The organism is Streptomyces sp. NBC_01717 (genome assembly GCF_036248255.1).
GTDB lineage: Bacteria > Actinomycetota > Actinomycetes > Streptomycetales > Streptomycetaceae > Streptomyces.
In genome coordinates, this window is sequence record NZ_CP109178.1 from 6,330,735 (window position 1) to 6,348,882 (window position 18,148).

Genomic DNA, 18,148 nt, shown 5'->3' on the forward strand with positions numbered 1-18,148 from the left:
GAGTGGCGTCCTCGTACCGGGTGTATTCGGGCGTTCCGGCAATGCGGCAGGCGCCGTAGCTGTCGTCGCGCGCCCGCCAGGGATTGAGCGGGACAGCCCTTGGTTCCGCAGTCCTAGGACTCCGCGTCCACGCCCAGCATCCGTCGCAGCAGGTCCCGCAGCACCGCACGCTCCGCGTGCGACAGCTCGGCGAGCGGCTCGCGCGCGAAGCCGAGCGACTCGCGGAGCTGCAGCGCGGTCAGGGCACCCTTTTCCGTCGCGGCGGCCAGCTTCACCCGCCGGTCGGCCGGGTCGGGCCGACGCTCCACCAGGCCACGCGTCTCCAGCCGGTCGACGATCCCCGTCACGTTCGACGGCTCGCACTTCAGCTTCTGGGCGATCTTGCGCATCGGTGTCGGCTCCAGGGAGAGCAGCCCGAGGACCCGGGCCTGCGCCCCGGTGAGCGAGTGCGCGGCCGCGGCCCGGTCGTACTCCTCGTAGTAGCGCGCCACGACCGTGCCGATGAGGTCGACGACTTCGAGGGTCAGTGGGTCCGTTCGCGTGGTGGCCATGACACCCAGGATACCCAGTTACTTGACAACATGAAATATTCAGGAGCATGGTTGTTTCACGTCATGAAGCTTTTCTGTGACGCGACCCGGCGGACCGAACCCGGCGGGACCCGGCGGAACGCTTCCCCCACCCGTAGGACATCGAGGAGAACCCGAGCCCATGTCTGCAGCACTTCCCACGTCGAGCCGTGAATGGCACCTTGTCGCCCGCCCCCACGGCTGGCCGAAGGCCGAGGATTTCGCGCTGCGTGAGGCCCCGGTCACCGCTCCCGCCGAGGGCCGTGTCCTCGTCCGCAATCTGCACTTCTCGGTCGACCCGTACATGCGGGGCCGGATGAACGACGTGAAGTCGTACACCCCGCCCTTCAAGCTGGATCACCCCATGGAAGGCGGCGCGGTCGGCGAGGTCATCGCCTCCAACGCCGAGGGGATCGCGGTCGGTGAGCACGTCCTGCACGGTCTGGGCTGGCGCGAGTACGCCGACGTCCCGGCCCAGCACGCCGTCAAGGTCGACCCGGACCTGGCCCCGCTCTCCGCCTACCTCGGCGTGCTCGGCATGACCGGGCTCACCGCCTACGCGGGCCTCTTCGACGTTGCGTCCTTCAAGGAGGGCGACGCCGTCTTCGTCTCCGGTGCCGCCGGTGCCGTCGGCAGCCAGGTCGGCCAGATGGCGAAGCTCAGGGGCGCCTCGCGGGTCATCGGTTCGGCCGGATCCGACGAGAAGGTCAAGCTCCTCGTCGAGGAGTACGGCTTCGACGCCGCCTTCAACTACAAGAACGGCCCGGTTGCCGAGCAACTGCGCCAGGCCGCCCCCGACGGCATCGACGTCTACTTCGACAACGTCGGCGGCGAGCACCTCGAAGCGGCGATCTCCTCGCTCCATGTGCACGGCCGCGCCACCATCTGCGGAATGATCGCCCAGTACAACGCGACCGAGCCCACCCCCGGCCCGCGCAACCTCGCACTCGTCATCGGCAAGCGGCTGCGTCTGCAGGGCATGCTCGTCGGCGACCACGCCGCGCTCCAGCCGCAGTTCGTCCAGGAGGTCGCCGGCTGGCTGGCCTCCGGTGAGCTGAAGTACCGCGAGACCGTCGTCGAGGGCATCGAGAACGGCTTCGATGCGTTCCTCGGCCTGATGCGTGGCGAGAACACCGGAAAGATGATCGTTTCCCTCGGCTGACAGCCGTTCGCCGTCACCGTTAGTCTCATCGGCAGGCCGTCGCGATCGTGGGCGCGAGTTGCGGCGCTACAGCAGAGGAAACCTCAGCATGGCTATTCAGGACATAACCGTCGCGTACACCGCCGTCGCCACCGCGGAGAACGGCCGTGACGGCCGCGTCTCCTCCGACGACGGCCGGCTCGACGTCGTCGTCAACCCGCCGAAGGAACTGGGCGGTAACGGCGCGGGCACCAACCCGGAGCAGCTCTTCGCGGCCGGCTACAGCGCCTGCTTCCAGGGCGCCCTCGGTGTGGTGGCCCGTCAGGAGAAGGCCGACATCTCCGGCTCCACCGTGACTGCCGCGGTCTCCATCGGCAAGACCGCCGAGGGCGGCTTCGGCCTGGAGGTCGCGATCTCCGCGACCATCCCGAACGTCGACACCGCCACGGCTCAGTCGCTCATCGAGAAGGCCCACCAGGTGTGCCCGTACTCGAACGCGACGCGCGGCAACATCAAGGTCGAGCTGTCGGTCGTCTGACCGTCCGCACTGCCCGTACGTAAGTGAGGGCCGCACCCCGGCGGGGTGCGGCCCTCACTTACGTACCGCCCTCAACCGCGCTCGGTACAACGGACGTTGTTCGGAATTCACCCACGTACCGGACGGCGAAGTACGGCGAGACGGACCTGCTGCACGCCACGGCGGTCCGTGATCCGGAGACCGGCGGGGTCACGGTCTTCGCGGTCAACCGCAGCCAGGACGAGGAGCTTCCGCTCGAAGTCGCCCTGCACGGCTTCGACCCGGCGAAGATCGCCGAACACCAGGTTCTCGCGGACAGCGACCCGGACGCCCGCAACACCCTCACCGATCCGGACCGCGTCACCCCGCATCAGGCGCAGGACACGACGCTCGACGGTGCAGTGCTGAGGGCGACACTGGAACCCATGTCCTGGAACATGATCCGCCTGACCTGACCGCGGATCCGACCGCCCGGAGATCGAGGACGGAACGTCCGGAGAAGTCCGGCCCGGCCCCCAACTCCCCGGTCAACACGACCCCTACCACCCCCGTTACGCTGACGCCATGCGCGATCTAGGGGCGGGTTTCAGCTATTTGATCAAGGGGCAACGCTGGGTCGGCCGGCACGGACGCTGGTTCGGCTTCGGCTTGATCCCCGGCCTCATCACGCTCGTCGTGTACGCGGCAGCGCTCGTCGGCCTCGGCTACGGTGCCGACGACTTCGTGGCCTGGGCGACCCCGTTCGCCGACGACTGGTCCTCGCCCTGGCTCGGCCTGCTCCGGGTCTCGCTCACCGCGCTGGTCTTCGCCCTCGGGCTGTTCCTCGCCGTGATCACGTTCACCGCCGTGACGCTGCTGGTCGGCCAGCCGTTCTACGAGTCGCTCTCCGAGCAGGTGGACCGGTCGGAGGGCGGCGACGTCCCCGAGTCCGGGCTGCCGCTCTGGCGCGAACTGTGGATCTCCGCCCGTGACAGCCTCCGCATTCTCGTGCGCGTCTCGCTGTACGCCGTACTGCTCTTCGCCCTCGGGTTCGTTCCGGTCGTCGGCCAGACCGTGGTCCCCGCGATAGGTTTCTGCGTCACCGGCTACTTCCTCGCCGAGGAGCTCACCGCGGTCGCGCTCCAGCGCCGCGGCCTGGTCCTGGCGGACCGGCTCGTCCTGCTCCGCGGCCGCCGCATGCTGACCCTCGGCTTCGGAGTACCGCTGGGACTCGCCTTCCTGGTCCCGTTCGTCGCGGTGTTCCTGATGCCGGGCGCCGTCGCCGGAGCCACCCTGCTCGCGCGGGACCTGACGGCACCGCCCACCGACGACGAGGACGCGGCCCCTTCCCCGTACACCCTCAACAAGGACTGAGGACCGAGGAGCCCCCGAGCCATGACCGAGATCATCGCCGTCGCCGTCATCACCGTCCTCGCCGTCATCAGCCCGGGCGCCGACTTCGCGATGGTCGTGCGCAACAGCTACCTCTACGGCCGGACGACCGGTCTCCTCGCGGCCACCGGAGTCGCCGCGGGCGTCCTCGTCCACGTCACGTACACGATGCTCGGCGTCGGGCTGCTGATCGCGTCCTCGACCGCCCTGTTCACCGCGATCAAGCTGGCCGGTGCGGCGTATCTCGTCTACATCGGGGTACGGACGTTCTTCGCCCGCAACGATCTCGTCGTCGATCTGGAGTCGAAGCCGGCCCTGACCCGGCTCGGGGCTCTGCGCACCGGCTTCCTGACCAACGCGCTGAACCCCAAGACCACACTCTTCGTCGTGTCGACCTTCACCCAGGTCGTCGGGGAGGACACCGGCCTGTGGCAGCAGGCCGGCTACGGGCTCTTCATGTCCGCCGCCCACCTCGGCTGGTTCGCACTGGTCGCGCTGTTCTTCTCGCACGAGCAGCTGCGCACCGCGATGCTGCGGTGGCAGAAGGTCCTCAACCGCGGCATCGGTTCGGTGCTCATCGGGCTGGGCGTGACGCTGGGCCTCGCCCGCTGAGCGACGCCCGCCGGTCAGCCGCTCCGGGGTCGAGCAGCCACTGGTACTGGAGCCCGTCCAGCACCGCCACCAGCAGCGGCGCCGTCCGCTCCGGGGTGAGTCCGCCGGGCAGCGTCTCGCCGTACTCGAACTGGAGCGGCGGGCGTACGAACCCTGGGACGAGACGGCGTACGCCTGACGGCGACCACGGAGATCAAGGAGTAGCGCCCCCTCGGACGGGAAGAGCCCCGGAACGGTAACTGCCCCCGCTCCGGGGCTCTTCCCCTGCCCGTCGTCCGCCGCGTCAGCGCACCGAGAACCCGTACACCGTCGTCGACACGTACTCCTCGCCCGGCCGCAGCACCGTGCTCGGGAACTCCGGCCGGTTCGGCGAGTCCGGGAAGTGCTGCGTCTCCAGTGCGATCCCGTCGCAGGGCCCGTACGGCCGCCCGTCGAAGTGGTCGGCGGTGTACAGCTGCAGACCCGGCTCGGTCGTCGTGACGGTCAGGACGCGCCCCGACACGGGGTCGCACAGCTCAGCCACCGGACCGTCGGCGGCGGCGTCCAGAACGAAGTTGTGGTCGTACCCCCCACCGACGGTCTTCGTCTCCCGGAAGTCGAACCGGGTCCCGTCCACCGGCAGGAACTCACCCGTCGGCAGCGACTCGGAGTCCGTCGGCGTGATCCGCCCCGCCGCGATCCGCAGCGTGTGCCCGACCGCGCTGCCGCTGTCGGCGCCGGCCAGGTTCCAGTACGTGTGATTGGTCAGGTTCAGCACGGTCGGCGCGTCCGTCGTCGCCCGGTATGCGATGCGCAGCGCCCCGTCCTCGTCCAGGGTGTACGCGGCCGAGACCACCAGCCGCCCCGGGAAGCCCTCCTCGCCGTCCTCCGCGATCAAGGAGAGCTCCACGCCGTCGGTGAGCTCCCGCGCCTCCCACACACGCCTGTCGAAGCCACGGGCCCCGCCGTGCACATGGTTGTGCCCCTCGTTCCGGGTCACCAGGTAGGTCTGCCCGTCGAGTACGAAGGAGCCGCGCGCGATCCGGTTCGCGTACCGCCCGACCAGCGCCCCGAAATACGGACCGGAGGGCCTCTCGTACGCCGCGAGATCCGGCAGCCCGAGCGCCACCGGGGCCCGTACGCCGTTCCGTCCGGGCACCTCGACCGACTGCACGACGCCGCCGTACGTCAGGACGCGTACGCGCGTACCGGCCCGTTCCAGCGTCCAGCGGTGGACGGCGGTACCGTCCGCGAGGGTGCCGAAGACTTCCGTACGTATCGCCGTGCTCAAACCCGTGTCCATGATCACGGACCTTAGACCACGGGACAGCGCTTAGGCCGGGGGCTTCCGCGCCGTGACATTGCGGTACGCGATCTCCGCCAGCCGGGCCTGTCCGTTGCGCCCCGGATGGAACCAGTCCCACTGGCTGAGCTGCTTGCCGGTGAACCGGTATCCGAAGACCGCACCGCCGTCGTACCGGCAGCGCAGATCCTTCGCGCACACGTCCCGCAGCACCTTGTTGTAGGCCACGACCCGCTTCTGCACCGCGGCGCGGCGTGCCACGGCCGCGGCACCCATGTCGTCCGCCTCGCCCAGCATCGACCTGCAGATCCCCAGCTTCCAGATCTGCTTGCCCAGTGCGTTGCCGCGCCCCGTCGACCAGAGGCGCTTGAGATCCGGCACGCTCGACACGTAGACCTGCGTCTTCGGCGCCCTGCTGCGCAGCTGACGCATCGACGCCTTGAACGACGCCTGGAAGTCCGCCACCGGCGTCATCATCTCCGCCGAGTCCCTGCAGGCGTCATTGGCGCCGATCATCACCGTCACCAGATCCGGCCTCTGCTCCGCGGCGAGGGCCATCTGCTCCGGCAGCTGGGCGATCCGGGCGCCCGTCTCGGCGTGGTTCCAGCTGTGCGCGGCCGCGCGCGAGGTGCCGAGCAGCCGCACCGCGAGGCTCCGGACGTCGCTGTCCGTGCCGGTCGCCCAGGACACCTCCGGGCAGTCGGTCAGCACCGAACAGGCGTCGAACCCTCGTGTGATGGAGTCCCCGACGGCGGCGACCGACTCGGGACTGCGGTCCCAGACGGGGGCATGCGCAGCGGAGGAGCGGTGCTTCGCGGCGGCCGTCCCCTTCGTCGTCGCGTCCTGCCCGGCGTCACAGCCGGTCAGCGCGGCCGCGGCGATGACCGGAAGCACCGTCAGCACGGCGGCAGCGGTGCGCGAGCGGTGGCTTGCGAAACGATTCTGCATCCCTCGTGCCCTCCCGTTTATGCCCCCGGCAACTCCATATAGCCCCAGGCAGCAGGCCCCGGCGCCCTGCCGGGTGAATGCTGAGCGAATCATGGGCCCAGGACCGACGGTACGTCACACCTTGGGCGCCGCCGCACGGTAGCTTTTCCCCGTCGAACCAGTGCCACGTTCCGCCCCGGCTCCAATTGGGTGGTATCGGAAAATCACATCACGTCACATACTGTCCCTTTTCAGGAGATTCACTCCCGATGCTGTTTACTGATGACAACCTCGGGAGCCGGCCAGGAAGAGGCGGTACGGGCGCGAGGCCGCTGGGGAAGGCGAACCTCGTCCCACACTGGAGGTCCCGGTGACGACACGTGGAGTTCTGTACGTTCACTCCGCACCGCGCGCGCTCTGCCCACATGTCGAGTGGGCGGTGGCGGGTGTCCTCGGTGCGCGGGTCCAGCTCGACTGGATCAGACAGCCGGCGGCGCCCGGCACCTGGCGGTCCGAGTTCTCCTGGAAGGGCGCCGCGGGCACCGCGTCGAAGCTTGCCTCCGCGCTGCGCGGCTGGGATCTGCTGCGCTTCGAAGTGACGGCGGAGCCGTGCGCCACGGCCGAGGGCGAGCGTTACAGCTCCACGCCTGAACTGGGCATCTTCCACGCGGTCACCGGCATGCACGGCGACATCCTGGTGCCGGAGGACCGGCTGCGGGCTGCGCTGGCGCGGTCGGTGCGCGGGGAGACGGACCTGGAGGCGGAGATCGCCAAACTCCTCGGCAAGCCGTGGGACGACGAGTTGGAGTCCTTCCGCCACGCAGGTGAGGGCGCCCCGGTCCGCTGGCTCCACCAGGTGGTGTGAGGGGGCGCCAGCGGCGGGCCTGTTCCCCCGGGCGCCCCTTCCCGAACCGGGACCCCGCGCCTCGAACGCCGGCGAGGCCGAGAACCGAGCGGACGAAGCCCGCCTCCCCGGTCGACCGGGGAGGCGGGCTTCGTCGTACAGCCTGGGCGGTGGGGATCAGACGCTGCGGAACGCCAGCACCACGTTGTGTCCCCCGAACCCGAACGAGTTGTTGATCGCGGCGATCGACCCCTCCGGCAGCGGCCGCGGCTCATCGCGCACGATGTCCGCCTCCACCGCCTCGTCGAGGTTCTCCACGTTGATCGTCGGCGGAGCCATCCGGTGGTGCAGCGCCAGGACCGTCGCGACGGTCTCGATGCCGCCCGCGCCACCGAGCAGGTGACCGGTCATCGACTTCGTCGCGGAGATCGCGACATGGTCGAGGTCGTCGCCCAGAACCTTGCGCAGAGCCTTCAGCTCCGCGACATCGCCCTGCGGCGTCGACGTGGCGTGCGCGTTGAGGTGCACGACCTCCGACGGCTTGAGATCCGTCTGGTCCAGCAGGTTCTGCATGGCGGCGGCGATCCCGCGACCGGTCGGCTCGGGCTGGGCGATGTGGTGGGCGTCCGCGGACAGGCCCTGGCCCAGCACCTCGCAGTACACCTTGGCGCCGCGTGCGGCCGCGTGCTCCGCGGACTCCAGGACGACGACACCGGCACCCTCGCCGAGCACGAAGCCGTCACGGCCCGTGTCGTACGGACGCGACGCCTTCTGGGGCTCGTCGTTGTTCTTGGACATCGCCATCATGTTGGCGAACGCCGCGATCGGCAGCGGGTGGATGGCCGCCTCGGTGCCACCGGCGAGGACCACATCGGCACGGCCGGTGCGGATCATCTCGACGGCGTACCCGATGGCCTCGGCACCCGACGCGCAGGCGGAGACCGGGGTGTGGACACCGGCCTGCGCGTTGACCTCCAGGCCGACGTTGGCGGCCGGACCGTTGGGCATGAGCATGGGCACGGTGTGCGGGGAGACGCGGCGTACGCCCTTCTCCTTCAGCACGTCGTACTGGTCGAGCAGGGTGATCACGCCACCGATGCCGGAGGCGATGACCGAGCCGAGCCGCTCGGGCTGGATCGCGTCGTCCTCACCGGCCTTGCCGGTGAAGCCGGCGTCCGCCCATGCCTCGCGGGCCGCGATCAGCGCGAACTGCGCCGAGCGGTCCAGCTTGCGGGCGAGCGGGCGGGGCAGTACGTCGCCCGGGTCGACGGCCGCGAGGGCGGCGATCCGGACGGGCAGTTCGGCGAAACGTTCGCCCTCGAGAGGCTTGACGCCGGAACGACCGGCCATCAGACCTTCCCAGGTCGACGCGGAGTCGCCACCCAGCGGAGTGGTTGCGCCGATACCGGTGACGACCACGGTGCGATTGGTCGAGTTCACTGGAAAATCTTCTCCACGTGTAGAGGGTCGTGAATCAGCGGCGCCACCGCCGGGTGGCGACACACGAGCCGGCTGGATCAGGCCTGGTGCTTCAGGATGTAGTCGGCAGCGTCGCCGACCGTCTTGAGGTTCTTGACGTCCTCGTCGGGGATCTTCACGTCGAAGCGCTCTTCGGCGGCGACGACGACCTCGACCATGGACAGCGAGTCGACGTCCAGGTCGTCGGTGAAGGACTTGTCCAGCTGGACGTCCTCGACCGGGATACCGGCGATCTCGTTGACGATCTCGGCGAGACCGTTGACGATCTCTTCCTGGGTGGCGGCCATGTTGGCGCTCCTTCGATGTGTTTCAGCAGGGTTCGGACGTCCGGACCGGAAGGTCCGGTGTGCCTAGGGGAGAGTAACGACCGTCGCGGCGTAGACGAGACCCGCCCCGAAGCCGATGACGAGCGCGGTGTCGCCGCTCTTCGCCTGACCGGTCGCCAGAAGCCGCTCCATAGCGAGCGGAATCGAGGCGGCGGAGGTGTTGCCGGTGGTCTCCACGTCGCGGGCGACCGTGACGTGTTCCGGCAGCTTCAGGGTCTTCACCATCGAATCGATGATCCGCATGTTGGCCTGGTGCGGGATGAAGACGTCCAGGTCTTCCGGGGCGATCCCGGCCGCGTCCAGCGCCTGCTGGGCGACCTTCGCCATCTCGAAGACGGCCCAGCGGAAGACCGCCTGGCCCTCCTGCGTGATGGCCGGGAACTTCTCGGGACGCTCGGCGTGGAATTCGTCCCACGCCACGGTCTGCTTGATCGTCTCGGACTTGTCGCCCTCGGAGCCCCAGACCGTCGGGCCTATGGCGGGCACATTGGAGGGGCCGACGATGACCGCGCCTGCGCCGTCGCCGAACAGGAAGGCCGTTGCCCGGTCCTCCAGGTCGGTCAGGTCGCTGAGCCGCTCCACGCCGATGACCAGTACGTACTCGGCCGAGCCCTCGACGATCATGCCCTTGGCGAGGGTCAGGCCGTAGCCGAAGCCCGCGCAGCCGGCCGAGATGTCGAAGGCGGCGGGCTTACCCGCGCCGACCTTGTGGGCGATCTCCGTCGCGACGGCCGGGGTCTGCTTGAAGTGCGAGACGGTGGAGACGATGACCGCGCCGATCTGCTCGGGCGTGATCCCGGCGTCGGCGATGGCCTTCCCTGCCGCCTCGACGGACATCGCGGCCACGGTCTCCTCCTCGGAGGCCCAGTGGCGGGTGGCGATGCCGGACCGGGAGCGGATCCACTCGTCGGACGAGTCGATCTTCTCGAGAATCACCTCGTTGGGCACGACACGGGTCGGGCGGTAGCCGCCGACACCCATGATCCGTGCGTACGCGGCGCCCTGGCTGGGCTTGATCTTCGACATGCTCTCGGGCTCCTTAGGCGTCTGCGTGCTCGGAAATGAGCGCGCGGGCCGCGTCGAGGTCGTCGGGGGTCTTCAGCGCGAGGGTCTGTACCCCGGGCAGTGCGCGCTTGGCGAGACCGGTGAGGGTCCCGCCCGGGCAGGCCTCGATGAGCGCGGTGACGCCCAGCGCCTTGAAGGTCTCCATGCACAGGTCCCAGCGGACCGGGTTGGCGACCTGGCCGACCAGCCGCGAGATGACCTCGTCGCCCGTGGCGACCGTCTTTCCGTCGGCGTTCGAGACATATGTCATGGTCGGATCGGCGACCTTCAGTGCCGCGGCGGCCTCGCGGAGCCGGTCGACCGCAGGGGCCATGTGGTGCGTGTGGAAGGCACCGGCGACCTTGAGGGGCACCACGCGGCGCACGCCCTCGGGCATGTCCTTGGTCAGCGCGGCGATCTGCGCGGCGGTGCCGGCGGCGACGATCTGGCCGCCCCCGTTGACGTTCGCCGGGGTCAGCCCGAGCATCTCCAGGTGCGGGACCGTCACGTCGGGGTCGCCGCCGAGCAGCGCCGCCATACCGGTCTCGGTGACCGCTGCGGCGTCGGCCATGGCGAGCCCACGGGTGCGTACGAGACGGAGCGCGGCCTCGTCGTCGAGAACGCCCGCGAGAGCTGCGGCGGTGATCTCACCGACGCTGTGACCTGCGACGACACCGGGTGACGCGTCAAGCGCGGCGGCGGACAGCAGACCCGCGGCGACCAGCAGCGGCTGTGCCACCGCGGTGTCGCGGATCTCGTCCGCGTCGGCCTTCGTGCCGTAGTGGGCAAGGTCGAGCCCGATGGCGTCGGACCAGGCCGCGATGCGGTCGGTGGCACCGGGGAGGTCGAGCCAGGGAGTCAGGAAGCCGGGCGTCTGAGCGCCTTGGCCGGGAGCGACGAGTACGAGCACCCTCACACTCTCTCTTGTGAACGGTCCGGAACACCCGTGGGGACAGGGACGAAGAACCGTAGGGGGAATTGTTGATGTCCGACAAAAGTCTAGGACTGGGGATCTCTGTCGGCCAGACGCCCCAGAATCAGGGCGATGCGCAGAGTGAACGCGGAGCGGACATCAGAAGGCGACCATCCGGTGACGTCCGTCACACGTCGGAGCCGGTAGCGCACGGTGTTGGGGTGGACGAACAACATCCGGGCGGCGCCCTCCAGACTGCTCGCCTGTTCCAGATACACGCTCAGCGTTTCCAGCAGCGCGGAGCCCGCCTCTTCGAGCGGTCTGTAGATCTCCTCCACCAGTTGGTCACGCGCGGCAGGGTCGCCCGCCATGGCGCGCTCCGGCAGCAGATCGTCGGCCAGGACCGGCCGCGGGGCGTCCTGCCAGGCGCTGCACGCCTTGAGCCCGGCGGCGGCGGCCTGCGCGGACCGGGTGGCCGCCAGCAGGTCCGACACCACCGGTCCGGCCACGACGGGACCGGCCGCGTACGGGCCGATCAGGGCCTTCGCGACATGCAGCGGGTTGTCGCTGCCGCCTGCGATGACGACCAGCCGGTTGCCGAGCACCCCGGTCAGCACCTGGAGCTTGGCGTGCCGGGCGGCCCGACGGATCGCCTCGACGGTCAGTTCGCTGTCGCCGTCGGGGGCCGTACCGAGGACCACACAGACATGTTCGGGGGAGTTCCAGCCGAGTGCGGCGGCGCGCGACACGGCGCCCTCGTCGGCCTCGCCGGACAGCACCGCGTTCACCACGAGTGATTCGAGCCGGGCGTCCCAGGCGCCGCGCGCCTCGGCGGCCTGCGCGTACACCTGCGCGGTCGCGAACGCGATCTCCCGCGCGTAGACGAGCAGCGCCTCGCGCAGCACCGACTCGTCGCCGGGCGCGGCGACCTCCTCGATCGCGGCCTCCATCACCTCGATCGTCGTCCGCACCATCTCGACGGTCTGGCGCAGCGTGATCGCCCGGGTCAGCTCGCGCGGGGCCGTACCGAACACATCGGTGGAGATGGCCTGCGGGGTCTCCGGGTGGCGGAACCACTCGGTGAAGGCGGCGATTCCGGCCTGGGCCACCAGGCCGATCCAGGACCGGTTCTCCGGTGGCATCGCCCGGTACCACGGCAGCGACTCGTCCATGCGGGCGATCGCGTTCGCGGCCAGCCGGCCGGAGGACTGCTCCAGTCGCTTCAGGGTCGCGGCATGCAGGTGGGCGTCATTCGCAGCGGGCTGCTCAGGATCGGGTCGGGGCACGGACACAAGACTGCCTTATCGGACCACGGGCACGGAGGGCCGGGGCGGCCGCGGGTCGTACTGCCGGGTAGTGGATGGCCGGTTTCCGACCCGGGCACGGCCCGTCTCCGACCGGGACACGGCCGGTCCCCGACCGGGATTCGGCCCTCCCGGACCGGGACACAGGGGCGCCCGGCCGGGCTACCGTGGACCCGTGATTTCCGTACAGCGCGCGGACGACCGGTATACGGGCGGCGACGAGGCCGCGGGCATCCTGTCCCGGCACGCCTTCTCCTTCGGGTCCTTCTACGACCCGGACAACCTGCGCTTCGGCGCGATCCTGGCCTGCAACGAGGAACGGCTGGCGCCCGGTGCGGGCTTCGACGAACACCCGCACAGCCACACGGAGATCGTCACCTGGGTCGTCGAGGGCGAGCTCACCCACCGGGACTCGGCCGGTCATGCCACGGTCGTACGGGCCGGGGACGTCCAGCACCTCAGCTCGGCGGCCGGGGTACGCCACGTGGAGCGGAACGACGGGGACATACCGCTGACGTTCCTTCAGATGTGGCTGGAGCCGATCGAGCCGGGCGGCGAACCCTCGTACACGACGGTCCCCGGCATCGCCGACTCCACCCCGTACGCCCTCCCGGAAGCCGGAGCGATGCTGCATGTGCGCAGGCTGGCCGCCGGTGAGCGCACCGCGGTGCCGGACGCGGCGCGGGCGTATGTGCACGTGATCGACGGCGAGGTGCGGCTCGACGGCGAGACGCTCGGTCCGGGGGACGCGGCGCGGATCACCGGGGCGGTGGGGCTGGAGCTGGTGGCCGAGGTGCCGGCCCAGGTGCTGGTGTGGGAGCTGTCGGGCTGAGCGAGGCCCCGGCCGGAGCCGGCTGAGGGCGCTACCCCGCTGAACGTACGAGCTCCGCGAGTACCGCGTCCGTGAACGGCGGCCAGACCTCGGCCGCCCACGGGCCGAAGGCGCGGTCGGTCAGGGCGACGCACGCCGCACCCGCGGACGGGTCGATCCACAGGAATGTTCCCGACTGTCCGAAGTGCCCGAAGGTCGCGGGTGACGAGGAACCGCCCGTCCAGTGCGGCGACTTGTGGTCCCGGATCTCGAAGCCGAGCCCCCAGTCGTTGGGGTTCTGGTGGCCGTAACCCGGCAGGACGCCCTTCAGGCCGGGGTGCACGACCGTCTGCGCGGCCAGCACCGTACGCGGATCGAGCAGCCGCGGGGCCTGCACCTCCGCCGCGAACCGCACCAGGTCGTCGACGGTCGAGACGCCGTCGCGGGCGGGCGAGCCGTCCATCGTCGTCGATGCCATGCCCAGCGGCTCCAGGACCGCCTGGCGCACATACTCGGCGAACGGGATGTCGGTGGCCTTGGCGATGTGGTCGCCGAGCACCTCGAAGCCCGCGTTGGAGTAGAGCCGCCGGGTGCCGGGAGCGGCCGTCACCCGGTGTTCGTCGAAGGCGAGCCCGCTGGTGTGCGCGAGCAGATGCCGGACGGTGGAACCCTCGGGACCGGCCGGTTCGTCGAGCTCCACCGCGCCTTCCTCAAACGCCACGAGCGCGGCATAGGCGGCGATCGGCTTGGTGACGGAGGCCAGCGGGAAGCGGTGCGCGGTCGGCCCGTGACTGCCGACGACAGTGCCGTCCGCTCGTACGACGGCGGCCGCCGCGGTGGGGACGGGCCAGTTCTCGATCATCGCCAGGCTCTGCATGACTACGAGACTAAGACCTGCCGCCGAACGCCCGGCATCCGGCCGGTGGCCGGAAAACCTGTCGCCGGTGGCGCTTGCTTCGAGTGCACTCCAAGGTTCTAGCGTGGAGGTCATGACGGTGATGGAGAGCACTACCGCGACGACCGACGCCTGTGCATCGGCTCCACGGGCGCATCCGCGCCCCGAGGGCCAGGACCACTACACCATCAGCGAGGTCGCAGCCTTCACCGGGCTCACCGCACACACCCTGCGCTGGTACGAGCGGATCGGCCTGATGCCGCACGTCGACCGGTCGCACACCGGCCAGCGCCGGTTCACCAATCGCGATCTGGACTGGCTGGCCTTCGTGGGCAAGCTGCGGCTGACCGGGATGCCGGTCGCCCACATGGTCAGGTACGCGGAGCTGCTGCGCGAGGGCGAGCACACCTTCGAGGAGCGGCAGGAGCTGCTGGAGGCGACCCGCCGCGATGTGAAGACGCGGATCGCGGAGCTCCAGGACACCCTCGCCGTCCTCGATTACAAGATCGACTTCTATGCGGGCGCCCGACGGGCGTCGGAAAGGCCTTGATCCTTATGACCGACAACAAGATCGCAACTGTGGAGCTCGGCAACGGCGGCCCGCAGGTCGGCGTGCAGGGACTCGGCTGCATGGGCATGAGCGAGTTCTACGGGGACACCGACGAAGCCGCCGCCCGGGACACCCTGGAGGCCGCGCTGGAGGCGGGGGTCACACTCTTCGACACCGCGGACATCTACGGCAGCGGTGCCAACGAGACGTTCCTCGCCCCGTTCGTCGGGGCGCACCGGGACGAGATCACGCTCGCCACGAAGTTCGCCATCGAGCGCAAGGAGGACGACCCGCAGTACCGGGCGGTGCGCAACGATCCCGCGTACATCCGCCAGGCCGTCGAGGACAGCCTGCGCCGACTGAACACCGACGTCATCGACCTGTACTACATGCACCGCCGCGATCCCTCCGTGCCGCTGGCCGAGTCCGTCGGCGCGATGGCCGAGCTCGTGCAGCAGGGCAAGGTCAAGCAGCTCGGGCTGAGCGAGGTGACCGGCGCGGAGCTGCGCGAGGCGTACGCCGTGCACCCGATCGCCGCCCTGCAGTCGGAGTGGTCGCTCTTCAGCCGGGACGTCGAGCGCAGCGCCGTGTCGGCGGCGGTCGAACTCGGGGTGACCTTCGTGCCCTACTCGCCGCTCGGCCGCGGCTTCCTGACCGGGGCGTTCGCCGACGCCGCCAAGGACCTGTCCAAGGACGACTTCCGCCAGTACCAGCCCCGCTTCACCGGCGACAACGCGAAGACGAACGCCGCGCTCCTGGAACCCGTCCACAAGATCGCGGCCACGCACGGGGCGACGGCCGCGCAGGTGGCGCTCGCCTGGGTGCAGCAGCGCGCCGGGGTGCACGGTCTGAGCGTGGTCCCGATCCCCGGCACCCGCAAGCGCAGCCGGCTGCTGGAGAACGTCGGGGCGACCCGGCTCACCCTCACGCCGGAGGAGCTGGCCGTGCTGGAGCCGATCGCCGGCCAGGTGGCGGGCGACCGCTACCCGGACATGAGCTCGACGTCGGCGGCGCGCGAGTAGCCGTTTCCGGAGGTCCGGGGCGCCCCGGAGCCGTTCTCCCGGCAAGGGCCGGACGGGCTGGTCCTCCCCGTCCGGCCGGCTGAGGGCCGTCCCGTAATCCCTGGCGGGTGCACGACGACAGCTACGGCACCTCTCCCCCGTAGCCTCAACGGCACGGGGGTACCCCCTCCGTTGTCGGAACGCCCGAATGCGCCCGGTATCCCGGAATGAGGACGCTCCTCCGCCTTGCGATGGACCGCATCCGACGCCGCGCGCTGATCCACCAGGGATTACGGGACAGCCCTTAGAGCTCCGCGAGCAGCTGGGCCTTCTTGGCGCTGAACTCGTCGTCCGTCACCAGACCCGCCTGGTGCAGCTCCCCGAGGTGCCGGATCCGCTCGGCGATGTCCGCCGGATCGCGCCTCACCGCACTCGCCGGCACGGCGACGGGCGTGGACTGTCTCCTGCGCACGGACTCCAGCACGGCGGCGGCGAACGGCAGCGACTCGTGCACCGGGCCGTAGCCGAGCCCGAAGATCACCGCGGCCGGGTCCTGGTCGGCCTGGGTGGGCCGTGGGGCAGACGCCTGGACACCGGGCGCCGCGGTGTCCGTACGGAGCGCCGCCGCGCCTTTGCCCGTAGCGGGAGGCATGCCCGTGCCCGCCCCGTCGTCCGTGTTCCGGGCGCCGCGCGGCACCAGTCGCAGATAGCCGTCGAAGGCCTCCGGCGAGCGCCACTCGACCCCGCTCAGTTCGCTGACCGGGAACGTCTGGTCGCCCGCCTTCCACTTCGCCGTGGAGGCACCCGTCCAGAACCAGCGGAAGGAGATCCGGTCCCCGTCGAAGCTGGCCCTGCCGTCGTACGCCTTGAAGTGCATCGGCGCCTCGGGGGCCGCGACCAGGAATCTTTCGGCGGGCTCGGCCGCGTCCGGGCCGAGCAGCGCGCGCAGCTCGTCCGCGTAGTACTCGGCGAGCGTCTCGCGTTCCGCGGGCAGCACCAGCCGGTACGGATCGCTGCCGTCCTTCAGCTGCCCGGCCGCGGCTTCCAGCAGTGGATCGGCACCGGGTCTCGGCACCGCATGCAGAACCACCGTGCCTCGCTTGCCCGGGGTCAGTGTCACCGACGACAACGCCGCGTGCGGAATGCGGCGTTCACGCAGGCTCTGGAAGAGCCTCGGCGTGCGGATTCCCCGTTCGAAGCGGATGAGCACGGAGTCGGTGTCGAACTCCCAGGTGGCATGAATTCCGGCCAGCACATCACCCATGTGCCTCATCGTATGCGGCACTCGTCCGCACGTCCCCCCTCCGAGCGGACCGCAATTCACCGGCAGTTGCGGTGATCTACGCGCGTCGGACGACCTCGGCACCGGAAATTCCGTCGCGACAGGCGCTGTCGGCGCTCGCACAGGTCACCGAATCGTAGGCACCGACGCCGATGGCGGCGAAGTTGCTGAGGCTCTCGGTGCCCGGCTCGAAATAGCCGCTGTGCCCGATCGCGTCGCCCGCCGAGACGATGCGCGCACCGAAGCCGCGGTCCACCGGATCGGCGCCGTGGCCGAGTCCGCCGACCTCCATGTTCGGTACGTCCTGGATCCAGTCGTCGCGGTCCCGCATCGCCCAGACATCGGCCGTGGTGTGCAGCTGCGCGGCGTTCTTCGCCCGCATGCCGGGGCTGCCCGCGACCGCGATGTCGGCGACCCTGGACGGCAGTTCGTTCGCGGCGACACCGCACAGCACGGAGCCGTAGCTGTGGCAGAACAGCGAGATCTTCGACATGCCGGGCAGGGCGTCGACCAGCGCGGTGAGCCGGACGGCCCCGCGCTCGGCGAGGTTCCCCAGGGCCGCGTCCATCCCGATGCCCGCGGGCGCGGTGTAGTCGGCCCAGGCGATGACCGCGGTACGGGTGCCGGGGCTCGCGGCGCGCTCCGCCGCGTACAGCGACTTCGCCATGCCGACGGGCGCGGCGTTGACCTTGAGCCCGGTCCGTTCCAGCGTCAGCAGGCTGGTGTCGACACCGGGCACGACCAGCGAGACCCGCTCGGCCCTGTCGAGGTCGCCGAACACCTCGGCGGCGTGGCCCTTCCCGGACGGGTCGAAGGCCAGGAAGTGCCGGCCGTGGGCAAGCATCGACCGGAATCGCTCCATCCGGCGGAGCGCGTCGCCGCGGCCGTCGGGGGAGAGCCGGACGTCGTGCATGCGCTGCTGCTCGACCGCCCGCGCCTGCACCAGGGCCCGCCGGTTGGCGTGGTAGCGCAGGGTGACCGGGGCGCCGTTCAGATTGCCGACGACCAAGGGGTACTTGTCGGCGAGAGCGGTGCGCTGCGCGGCGGTGAGCGAGGCGAAGAACTTGGCCAGCCGGTACGGGGACGCATCGGCGTCCGGCAGGGGGTGACCCGCTATCCGGCCCCGCGCCCAGGAGCTGAGTGCGATGTCGCGTGGCTCGTCGGAGCGTTGGTGACGTACGGCGGTCCAGCCTGTGGTCGCCAGCATCACGAACACGACCGCGACGGCGAGAAGTGCGCGCCATGCGGTCAGCGTGGGGGAGGAGTCGAAGGAAGTCACT

Annotated in this window: 19 protein-coding genes and 2 pseudogenes; 9 read left to right on the top strand and 12 right to left on the bottom strand. The window is 70.3% G+C overall.

The window, feature by feature from the left end; all coding sequences use genetic code 11:
- Positions 1–113: 113 nt before the first annotated feature.
- Positions 114–551, bottom strand: coding sequence for a MarR family winged helix-turn-helix transcriptional regulator (locus tag OHB49_RS28520; protein WP_329163892.1), 438 nt, complete (start codon positions 549–551; stop codon positions 114–116).
- A 160-nt stretch (positions 552–711) separates the two neighbouring features.
- Between OHB49_RS28520 and OHB49_RS28525 the strand changes: the two genes are divergently transcribed.
- The 5 genes and pseudogenes from OHB49_RS28525 to OHB49_RS28545 all read left to right on the top strand — a co-directional run bounded on the left by OHB49_RS28525 (position 712) and on the right by OHB49_RS28545 (position 4,210).
- Positions 712–1,731 carry an NADP-dependent oxidoreductase gene (locus tag OHB49_RS28525; RefSeq protein WP_329163893.1) on the top strand — a complete coding sequence of 340 codons (1,020 nt, stop codon included), beginning with the start codon at positions 712–714 and terminating at the stop codon, positions 1,729–1,731.
- A gap of 88 nt (positions 1,732–1,819) precedes the next feature.
- A complete protein-coding gene (locus tag OHB49_RS28530) occupies positions 1,820–2,248 on the top strand; it encodes an organic hydroperoxide resistance protein (RefSeq protein ID WP_030970296.1) in 429 nt (142 codons plus the stop codon).
- Between the two features lie 92 nt (positions 2,249–2,340).
- Positions 2,341–2,682, top strand: a pseudogene (locus OHB49_RS28535) (alpha-L-arabinofuranosidase C-terminal domain-containing protein); the annotation flags it as partial.
- A 109-nt stretch (positions 2,683–2,791) separates the two neighbouring features.
- Positions 2,792–3,580, top strand: a complete 789-nt coding sequence (locus OHB49_RS28540; RefSeq protein ID WP_329163894.1) for an EI24 domain-containing protein — start codon at positions 2,792–2,794, stop codon at positions 3,578–3,580.
- A gap of 21 nt (positions 3,581–3,601) precedes the next feature.
- Entirely contained in the window at positions 3,602–4,210 is a 609-nt protein-coding gene (locus tag OHB49_RS28545) for a LysE family translocator (RefSeq protein WP_267005318.1), read from the top strand.
- Here the strand turns inward: OHB49_RS28545 and OHB49_RS28550 are convergent.
- From OHB49_RS28550 to OHB49_RS28560, 3 genes and pseudogenes are all read right to left on the bottom strand, one after another.
- Positions 4,173–4,346, bottom strand: a pseudogene (locus OHB49_RS28550) (TetR family transcriptional regulator); the annotation flags it as partial. The gene OHB49_RS28545 and the pseudogene OHB49_RS28550 overlap by 38 nt on opposite strands.
- 147 nt (positions 4,347–4,493) lie before the next feature.
- Entirely contained in the window at positions 4,494–5,492 is a 999-nt protein-coding gene (locus OHB49_RS28555; protein ID WP_329163895.1) for an aldose epimerase family protein, read from the bottom strand.
- A 30-nt stretch (positions 5,493–5,522) separates the two neighbouring features.
- A complete protein-coding gene (locus OHB49_RS28560) occupies positions 5,523–6,440 on the bottom strand; it encodes an SGNH/GDSL hydrolase family protein (protein WP_329163896.1) in 918 nt (305 codons plus the stop codon).
- Positions 6,441–6,789: 349 nt separating this feature from the next.
- Here OHB49_RS28560 and OHB49_RS28565 point away from each other — a divergent pair, with 349 nt between their 5' ends.
- Complete coding sequence (locus OHB49_RS28565; protein ID WP_030970308.1) at positions 6,790–7,284, top strand: DUF3145 domain-containing protein; 495 nt, start codon at positions 6,790–6,792, stop codon at positions 7,282–7,284.
- Between the two features lie 156 nt (positions 7,285–7,440).
- Here OHB49_RS28565 and fabF read toward each other — a convergent pair whose 3' ends face one another.
- The 5 genes from fabF to OHB49_RS28590 form a co-directional block, all read right to left on the bottom strand.
- Positions 7,441–8,703: a beta-ketoacyl-ACP synthase II gene (gene fabF, locus OHB49_RS28570; protein WP_030925891.1), complete on the bottom strand. Its 1,263-nt coding sequence runs from the start codon at positions 8,701–8,703 to the stop codon at positions 7,441–7,443.
- Between the two features lie 77 nt (positions 8,704–8,780).
- Complete coding sequence (locus tag OHB49_RS28575; RefSeq protein ID WP_030925892.1) at positions 8,781–9,029, bottom strand: acyl carrier protein; 249 nt, start codon at positions 9,027–9,029, stop codon at positions 8,781–8,783.
- A 63-nt stretch (positions 9,030–9,092) separates the two neighbouring features.
- Entirely contained in the window at positions 9,093–10,094 is a 1,002-nt protein-coding gene (locus OHB49_RS28580) for a ketoacyl-ACP synthase III (RefSeq protein WP_030970311.1), read from the bottom strand.
- Between the two features lie 13 nt (positions 10,095–10,107).
- The gene (locus OHB49_RS28585) at positions 10,108–11,022 is read right to left on the bottom strand and encodes an ACP S-malonyltransferase (protein WP_030970312.1); all 915 of its coding nucleotides are present in this window, start codon (positions 11,020–11,022) and stop codon (positions 10,108–10,110) included.
- A gap of 89 nt (positions 11,023–11,111) precedes the next feature.
- Entirely contained in the window at positions 11,112–12,311 is a 1,200-nt protein-coding gene (locus tag OHB49_RS28590) for a PucR family transcriptional regulator (protein WP_030970314.1), read from the bottom strand.
- A gap of 193 nt (positions 12,312–12,504) precedes the next feature.
- On the opposite strand from OHB49_RS28590, the gene OHB49_RS28595 reads away from it, so the two are divergent.
- Complete coding sequence (locus tag OHB49_RS28595) at positions 12,505–13,161, top strand: pirin family protein (protein WP_329163897.1); 657 nt, start codon at positions 12,505–12,507, stop codon at positions 13,159–13,161.
- Positions 13,162–13,192: 31 nt separating this feature from the next.
- Here the strand turns inward: OHB49_RS28595 and OHB49_RS28600 are convergent, their stop codons facing one another.
- A complete protein-coding gene (locus OHB49_RS28600; protein ID WP_329163898.1) occupies positions 13,193–14,017 on the bottom strand; it encodes a serine hydrolase domain-containing protein in 825 nt (274 codons plus the stop codon).
- A gap of 112 nt (positions 14,018–14,129) precedes the next feature.
- On the opposite strand from OHB49_RS28600, the gene OHB49_RS28605 reads away from it, so the two are divergent.
- Both OHB49_RS28605 and OHB49_RS28610 read left to right on the top strand, forming a co-directional pair.
- Positions 14,130–14,585, top strand: coding sequence for a MerR family transcriptional regulator (locus OHB49_RS28605; protein WP_030970319.1), 456 nt, complete (start codon positions 14,130–14,132; stop codon positions 14,583–14,585).
- A 5-nt stretch (positions 14,586–14,590) separates the two neighbouring features.
- Complete coding sequence (locus OHB49_RS28610; protein ID WP_329163899.1) at positions 14,591–15,607, top strand: aldo/keto reductase; 1,017 nt, start codon at positions 14,591–14,593, stop codon at positions 15,605–15,607.
- 283 nt (positions 15,608–15,890) lie between these two features.
- Here OHB49_RS28610 and OHB49_RS28615 read toward each other — a convergent pair whose 3' ends face one another.
- Positions 15,891–16,850 carry a DUF4429 domain-containing protein gene (locus OHB49_RS28615; RefSeq protein ID WP_329163900.1) on the bottom strand — a complete coding sequence of 320 codons (960 nt, stop codon included), beginning with the start codon at positions 16,848–16,850 and terminating at the stop codon, positions 15,891–15,893.
- Between the two features lie 76 nt (positions 16,851–16,926).
- Positions 16,927–18,147 carry an alpha/beta hydrolase gene (locus OHB49_RS28620; RefSeq protein ID WP_030970326.1) on the bottom strand — a complete coding sequence of 407 codons (1,221 nt, stop codon included), beginning with the start codon at positions 18,145–18,147 and terminating at the stop codon, positions 16,927–16,929.
- Position 18,148: the final 1 nt, after the last annotated feature.

What these genes read in the sequence shown, in the direction of transcription:
- OHB49_RS28600 (WP_329163898.1), bottom strand. Translation starts at nt 14,017, where the DNA reads ATGCAGAGCCTGGCGATGATCGAGAACTGGCCCGTCCCCACCGCGGCG.
- OHB49_RS28560 (WP_329163896.1), bottom strand. Translation starts at nt 6,440, where the DNA reads ATGCAGAATCGTTTCGCAAGCCACCGCTCGCGCACCGCTGCCGCCGTG.
- OHB49_RS28540 (WP_329163894.1), top strand. Translation starts at nt 2,792, where the DNA reads ATGCGCGATCTAGGGGCGGGTTTCAGCTATTTGATCAAGGGGCAACGC.
- OHB49_RS28575 (WP_030925892.1), bottom strand. Translation starts at nt 9,029, where the DNA reads ATGGCCGCCACCCAGGAAGAGATCGTCAACGGTCTCGCCGAGATCGTC.
- OHB49_RS28615 (WP_329163900.1), bottom strand. Translation starts at nt 16,850, where the DNA reads ATGGGTGATGTGCTGGCCGGAATTCATGCCACCTGGGAGTTCGACACC.
- OHB49_RS28555 (WP_329163895.1), bottom strand. Translation starts at nt 5,492, where the DNA reads ATGGACACGGGTTTGAGCACGGCGATACGTACGGAAGTCTTCGGCACC.
- OHB49_RS28580 (WP_030970311.1), bottom strand. Translation starts at nt 10,094, where the DNA reads ATGTCGAAGATCAAGCCCAGCCAGGGCGCCGCGTACGCACGGATCATG.
- OHB49_RS28545 (WP_267005318.1), top strand. Translation starts at nt 3,602, where the DNA reads ATGACCGAGATCATCGCCGTCGCCGTCATCACCGTCCTCGCCGTCATC.
- OHB49_RS28605 (WP_030970319.1), top strand. Translation starts at nt 14,130, where the DNA reads ATGACGGTGATGGAGAGCACTACCGCGACGACCGACGCCTGTGCATCG.
- OHB49_RS28525 (WP_329163893.1), top strand. Translation starts at nt 712, where the DNA reads ATGTCTGCAGCACTTCCCACGTCGAGCCGTGAATGGCACCTTGTCGCC.
- OHB49_RS28610 (WP_329163899.1), top strand. Translation starts at nt 14,591, where the DNA reads ATGACCGACAACAAGATCGCAACTGTGGAGCTCGGCAACGGCGGCCCG.
- OHB49_RS28530 (WP_030970296.1), top strand. Translation starts at nt 1,820, where the DNA reads ATGGCTATTCAGGACATAACCGTCGCGTACACCGCCGTCGCCACCGCG.
- OHB49_RS28520 (WP_329163892.1), bottom strand. Translation starts at nt 551, where the DNA reads ATGGCCACCACGCGAACGGACCCACTGACCCTCGAAGTCGTCGACCTC.